Below are 6,010 nucleotides of genomic sequence, written 5' to 3' on the forward strand. Positions count from 1 at the left end.
TGGGGTAAGTCGCTTGTTGGGTTTTTTTGGGGGGAGGGGGTGTATATCCGTTCCTGCGGTAACGGATATACACACCAACCCACCTACTCAACGCTGCTTGGACCCCCCGCCAATCTGCCAGACATACGGCGGTTCCGTACCATTGATTTCCCAATCACCAATAATGCGCTCCTTGTAGATCAACGGATTGTGCGAAGCGGCGGTTCGGGCATTGCGCCAGTGACGGTCGAGGGCCTTGCTGGTGCTGGTGGCCGAGGCACCAAGGGCATTGAACAGGTCGCTGGTGGTGCGTAGCACCAGGTCGGAGATGACCACCTGGGCCTGGGCCGATTCCAGTTCAGCGGCGATGTTGGCGGTGTGTTCGGTCTCGGTGTTCTGACTGAAGCGGCTTTCGTAGGCGCGTTGGGAGGCGCTCGCGGCTCGCAGGGCAGTGGCTTCGGCGGCATAGACCTGGGCCGAGGCCCTGCCGACCACTTGCTGCACCTGCACGTCCTGGCTCACTTCGCTGGCATTGCCGGTGCTGAAGACCCGCGTGCGTTTGCGCACTTGCTCGGTAATGTCATGAACCGCAGCGCGGCCGGCACCGGTCAGCACGGCCAGCAAGACCAGTTGATAAAACGCGGTCTGGTATTTGAAGCGGGTGGAGAAGTCGATGAGGTTCTGCGCCTCGACCAACGCATTCTCGAACAGCGACGTGCCGCTGCCGGTAGTGCGTTGGCCAAAACCGTCCCAGTCATCGCTTTGCTTGACGCCCGACTGGTGCACGCGCACGGCGGCAATCACGTCGGCGCCGTTGTCGTCGCGTTGGGCATACACGTCGATCCAGTCGGCGAAGATACTGCCGGTGCTGTAGTACTTGGTGCCGTTGACGACCCATTGATCACCCAGGCGGGAAACCCGGGTGCCGACGTCGCCGATTTTCACGGCGCCGACTTCCGTCCAGGCATTGCCCACCAGTTCACCCTCGACGAAGCGCTTGAACCAGATGTCTTGTGGGCTGCTGGCGTGGGCGTTGAGGCGGTCCTCGACAAATGCAAAGTGCCCGCGAAGCGCCTGGGGCAGGTTGGAATCGGCTTCAGCCAGTTCGATCAGCAGTTGCAACAGTTGCGGCAACGACGCCCCGGCGCCGCCATATTCGACCGGTACGCGAATGGCACCAAAGCCTGCTTCCTTCAGCCATTTCACCTGTTCAAAGGGCAAGCTGCGCGTCTGCTCACGCTCCAGGGCGCCGGCCTGGATGCGTGTAAAGATCGGCCGAAAACGTTCGGCCAAGGGCTCATAGTCGGTGCCGGTGGAAAGGATCGGCGGCAGGTGTTGTTGCTGTGCGGTCATGGTGATGTTCCTTCTTATGACGAATAGGTGGGCAGGGGGAGAAACCTGCCGGTGCCAGTGGCTATTGCACAGTCCATGCCCGAGGCCCAACGCCTGTAAATACGGGGCTTGTACAGCGTTCATCAGGGAAAGGGCTGCCCTCGCTGCGAACAATCTGTTGCGCAAGTGTGTGCCCGGCAACAGTTGCTGCCACAAACATCGACGCAGCGAATGTTCGTCAGGCAACAGTGGATCAACAGCTTGTCCGTCAAGCGACAGTGACATGATCCGGCTAAGATCCTAAGCAGTTGATTAATAAATGAATATTCAACTGGCACGGTTGCTGCTCTACACCTTGTGCAGACGCTGAGGTGGCGTCTCCAGGCATGGGGTAAGCGATGAGCAAGCAATTCAAAGTGGTGGCGGTGTCAGGCAGCGTGCAGCACCCGTCACGCACGCTGGTCCTGCTCCAGGCATTGGTGGACAGGCTCGGGCAGCAACTGCCGATCGAGCTGCGTTTGATCGAACTGGCCAAGGTCGGTCCACAGTTCGCCGGGGTCTTGCGTCGCGAGGCGTTGCCGGCTGCCGTGCAGGATGACCTGCTGGCCATTGAGTCGGCTGATCTGTTGATCGCCGCCAGCCCGGTGTATCGGGCCTCGTACACCGGTCTGTTCAAGCATCTGTTCGATTTCGTTCATCACGAAGCCCTCAAGAATGTACCGGTACTGCTGGCCGCGACGGGGGGCTCGGATCGCCATGCCTTGATCATCGATCACCAACTGCGACCCCTGTTCGGCTTCTTCCAGGCCCTGAGCCTGCCGGTGGGGGTCTATGCCAGCGAAACCGATTTCACCCAATACCGGATCTCCAGCGCACAGGTATTGGAGCGTATCGAACGCGCCGTCGAGTCGGCGTTGCTGAGCCTGGTACCGAGCGTTCGACGCGACGCCAGTGCCGCTTGATCAATTTCTTCCTTTCAAAACGAGCCGTGGAGTACATGCAATGAGCCAGGACACGATCAAATTTGCCTACTGGGTGCCCAACGTCAGTGGCGGGCTGGTGGTCAGCAAAATCGAGCAACGCACCGACTGGGGCATCGACTACAACCGCAAGCTGGCCCAGATCGCTGAAGCGGCCGGCTTCGACTACGCCCTGTCCCAAGTGCGCTTTACCGCCGGTTACGGCGCCGAATACCAGCATGAGTCCGTGGCGTTCAGTCATGCCTTGCTGGCCGCCACCACGCGCCTGAAAGTCATTGCAGCGGTTCTGCCGGGGCCGTGGACGCCGTCGGTGTTGGCCAAGCAGATCGCAACCATCGATCACCTGACAGGCGGCCGGGTGGCGGTCAACATCGTGTCGGGCTGGTTCAAGGGCGAATTCACCGCCATTGGCGAGCCATGGTTGGAGCACGATGAGCGCTATCGCCGTTCCGAAGAATTTATCACCGCACTGAAGGGCATCTGGACCACCGACAACTTCACCTTGCGCGGTGACTTCTACCGCTTCCACGACTACACCCTCAAGCCAAAACCACTGCAGCAGCACCCGGAGATTTTCCAGGGCGGCAGCTCGCGGGCGGCACGGGACATGGCCGCCCGGGTATCGGACTGGTACTTCACCAACGGCAATACCGTGGAAGGCGTCAAGGCGCAGATCGATGACCTCCAGGCAAAAGCCGCGGCCAACAATCACAAGGTCAAGGTCGGTGTAAACGCCTTTGTCATTGCTCGCGACACCGAAGAAGAGGCGCGGGCGGTCCTTGCCCAGATCATCGACCAGGCCGACCCCGAGGCCGTCAATGCCTTCGGCGATGCGGCGAAACAGGCCGGCAAATCAAGCCCGGAAGGCGAGGGCAACTGGGCCAAGTCCAGCTTCGAGGACCTGGTGCAGTACAACGATGGCTTCAAGACCAACCTGATCGGCACACCGCAGCAGATTGCCGAACGCATCGTCGCGCTCAAGGCCGTGGGTGTGGATCTGGTGCTCGCCGGCTTTCTGCACTTCCAGGAAGAGGTCGAGTATTTCGGCCGCAAGGTGCTGCCGCTGGTGCGTGAGCTGGAGCAACGCAAAGTGGCAGCCAAAACGGCGGCAGTCGCTTAGGCGCGGGAGGCAGTATGGGCACGTTCACCGACACTCTCGACACGGCACCGGCCAGCTTGCCCCAGTGGTTGCGGCAACAGGCGCATTGGCATGGCGCGGATGTCGCGTTGCGCCATAAGCACCTGGGTGTCTGGCAGGAGCGGAGCTGGGCGCAAGTGGCCGATGAGGTGCGCCGTTTGGCGAGTGCCCTGCAAGCCCGCAGTTTTTCAGCGGGCGCGACCCTGACGATCATCAGCCGACCCAGACCACAGGCGCTGCTTGCAGCCTTGGCCGCGCAGTGGCTGGGGGGCGTGGCGAGTCTGTTCGATCCACTGGAGGTGGCGGCCGAACAGGTGCAACTGCTCGGCACGCTGCAGCCGGATTTCGTCCTGGTGGAAGGGTTGGAAGAGATGCTGCGTCTGCGTGCGGCGCAGGTGGCTGCGCGTGTGCTGGTTTATCTCGACAAGCGTGGCCTGGCGGATTCGACGCCATTTGTTCAAGCGCTGGATTACGCCGCGCTGGTTGCCGAGCAGCCAATCAATGAACGGGCACCGCAAGGGCGAGTGCTGCAAACGGCCTTTGTGTTTTATCGCGGGGCTGGGCAGGCGATTGAAGAACAACGCGTCAGCCACGCCGAGCTGCTGCAGGAGGGCCAGCGGTTGGTGACGCGCGAAGGCCTGGGACGACAGGAAGAGGCATTGGCCGCGCGGGCGTTCGCCTCGGGCGGACAAGCCCGCTATCTGCTGGCGCCCTGGTTGATAGCCGGTTTTCGCCTGAATTTTCCGGAGAATCTGGCGACCCGTGATCGCGACCGCCGCGAGCTGGGCCCGACGCTGGTGGCCGGAACACAAGAGACCTACGAGCGTTTGTACCGTTATGCGCTGGAGCGTTTGCCGGCGCCGGGCAGTTGGTCGCGTGGGCTGGTGGACTGGGCGTTGGCGGCCCATCCCGACGTCCTGCAACGGCATCTGGGGGACTGGCTGGTGCGCCGGCCTTTGCGCGACGTGCTGGGGTTTTCCCGGACCCGCGCACCGCTGCTGGTGGGCGATGCGTTACCGCCCGAAACCCAGGCGTTTTTCCAGGCATTGGGTATCCGGGTTCGCCAGTGGAGCGATGCGGCCCACTGGGAAGCGTCGACGCATCTTGTGCAGCAAACCACCGATGACTGGAGCGGGCTCCAGTCGCAATTGGCCTGAGAGGAGACGCCTCATGACCCAGACGGCCGCCACGCATTTGCTGGAGCTGGACCATATTTCACTGTCATTCAAAGGCGTCAAAGCGGTCACGGACATCAGCTTTCGCGTCGCCACCGGAGAGATCTGCGCCTTGATCGGCCCCAACGGCGCCGGCAAGAGTTCGCTGCTGAATGTCATCAGCGGCGTGTATCAGGCCCAGGAGGGGCGTATCCGTTTTGATCGACAGGAGCGGCGCCGGATGCGCCCCCACGACGTGGCGGTACGCGGCATCGCCCGCACGTTCCAGAACATCGCGCTGTTCAAGGGCATGAGCGTGCTCGACAACGTGCTCACCGGACGCAACCTCAAGCGGCGCAGCACTTGGATCGAGCAGGCGCTGCGCATCGGTCGCGCCCGGGCCGAGGATGACCGCCAGCGCGAATCGGCCGAGCGCGTTATCGCGTTCCTGCATTTGCAGCCCTGGCGCGACACCCTGGTGGGCACGTTGCCCTATGGCTTGCAGAAGCGGGTGGAGCTGGCCCGGGCGCTGGCGGCGGAGCCTCGGCTATTGCTGCTGGACGAACCCATGGCCGGGATGAACGCCGACGAGAAGCAGCAGATGAGTCGCTTCATCGTCGACATCAATCGTGAGCTGGGCACCACCGTGGTGTTGATCGAACACGATATCGGCGTGGTCATGGACATCAGTGATCACGTGGTGGTGCTCGATTACGGTCGCAAGATCGGCGATGGCTCGCCCGAGGAAGTACGGCTAAACCCCGAGGTCATTTCGGCCTACCTGGGCGCTCGCCACTGACACTGGATATTCGACGCCTTCCCACCAGGGAGGGCAAGCAAGTTGCGCCCGCAGAACAGGAACAGCGATGGAATTTTTCTTTGAAGTATTGATTGGCGGGTTGTTGGCGGGGGTGATGTACGCCTTGGTGGCCATCGGTTTTGTGCTGATCTACAAGGCCTCCGGGGTATTCAATTTCGCCCAGGGCGCGATGGTGCTGTTCTCGGCGCTGACCTTCGTCAGCCTGCTGGAACGCGGTGTGCCGTTCTGGCTGGCGTTCCTCATCAGCCTGGCGGCGATGCTGCTGATCGCCGTGGCCGTGGAGCGTGTGGTACTGCGCCCTTTGGTCAACCGTTCGCCGATCACGTTGTTCATGGCCACCCTTGGCCTGTCCTACGTCATCGAAGGCTTCGCCCAGGCGCTGTGGGGCGCCCAGGTGCATGGCCTGGAGCTGGGCATCAGTGACGAACCGCTGGAGCTGGGCGGGATGTTGTTGTCGCAGTTCGACATTTTTGCCGCGTTGACGGCAGCGCTCCTGGTGCTGCTGCTGTCCTGGCTGTTCAACAAGACCCGGCTCGGATTGTCGTTGCGGGCGGTGGCCGATGACCCGCTGGCGGCACTGGCCGTGGGCATCCGCTTGCAGCGAGTG

Annotated in this window: 6 protein-coding genes; 5 read left to right on the plus strand and 1 reads right to left on the minus strand. The window is 62.1% G+C overall.

The genetic code is table 11. From position 1 onward, the window contains the following. Positions 1-87: 87 nt before the first annotated feature. On the minus strand, positions 88-1,332 hold the full coding sequence (locus tag KGA89_RS23365; protein ID WP_100263988.1) for an acyl-CoA dehydrogenase family protein: 1,245 nt from the start codon (positions 1,330-1,332) through the stop codon (positions 88-90). A 377-nt stretch (positions 1,333-1,709) separates the two neighbouring features. On the opposite strand from KGA89_RS23365, the gene msuE reads away from it, so the two are divergent. From msuE to KGA89_RS23390, 5 genes are all read left to right on the plus strand, one after another. Then, complete coding sequence (gene msuE, locus KGA89_RS23370; RefSeq protein WP_013693227.1) at positions 1,710-2,273, plus strand: FMN reductase; 564 nt, start codon at positions 1,710-1,712, stop codon at positions 2,271-2,273. 40 nt (positions 2,274-2,313) lie between these two features. After that, positions 2,314-3,411 carry a dimethylsulfone monooxygenase SfnG gene (sfnG, locus tag KGA89_RS23375; RefSeq protein WP_027911753.1) on the plus strand — a complete coding sequence of 366 codons (1,098 nt, stop codon included), beginning with the start codon at positions 2,314-2,316 and terminating at the stop codon, positions 3,409-3,411. 14 nt (positions 3,412-3,425) lie between these two features. After that, a complete protein-coding gene (locus KGA89_RS23380; RefSeq protein ID WP_223472648.1) occupies positions 3,426-4,586 on the plus strand; it encodes an AMP-binding protein in 1,161 nt (386 codons plus the stop codon). A 13-nt stretch (positions 4,587-4,599) separates the two neighbouring features. Further along, positions 4,600-5,382 (plus strand): ABC transporter ATP-binding protein, encoded by a 783-nt coding sequence (locus tag KGA89_RS23385; RefSeq protein ID WP_027911751.1) that lies wholly within the window; start codon positions 4,600-4,602, stop codon positions 5,380-5,382. 67 nt (positions 5,383-5,449) lie between these two features. Beyond that, a partial coding sequence (locus KGA89_RS23390) for a branched-chain amino acid ABC transporter permease (protein WP_223472649.1) occupies positions 5,450-6,010 on the plus strand: 561 nt, incomplete at its 3' end.

It is taken from the genome of Pseudomonas sp. A-RE-22 (assembly GCF_019956035.1).
Lineage (GTDB): Bacteria > Pseudomonadota > Gammaproteobacteria > Pseudomonadales > Pseudomonadaceae > Aquipseudomonas > Aquipseudomonas brassicacearum.

What these genes read in the sequence shown, in the direction of transcription:
- KGA89_RS23365 (WP_100263988.1), bottom strand. Translation starts at nt 1,332, where the DNA reads ATGACCGCACAGCAACAACACCTGCCGCCGATCCTTTCCACCGGCACC.
- msuE (WP_013693227.1), top strand. Translation starts at nt 1,710, where the DNA reads ATGAGCAAGCAATTCAAAGTGGTGGCGGTGTCAGGCAGCGTGCAGCAC.
- sfnG (WP_027911753.1), top strand. Translation starts at nt 2,314, where the DNA reads ATGAGCCAGGACACGATCAAATTTGCCTACTGGGTGCCCAACGTCAGT.
- KGA89_RS23380 (WP_223472648.1), top strand. Translation starts at nt 3,426, where the DNA reads ATGGGCACGTTCACCGACACTCTCGACACGGCACCGGCCAGCTTGCCC.
- KGA89_RS23385 (WP_027911751.1), top strand. Translation starts at nt 4,600, where the DNA reads ATGACCCAGACGGCCGCCACGCATTTGCTGGAGCTGGACCATATTTCA.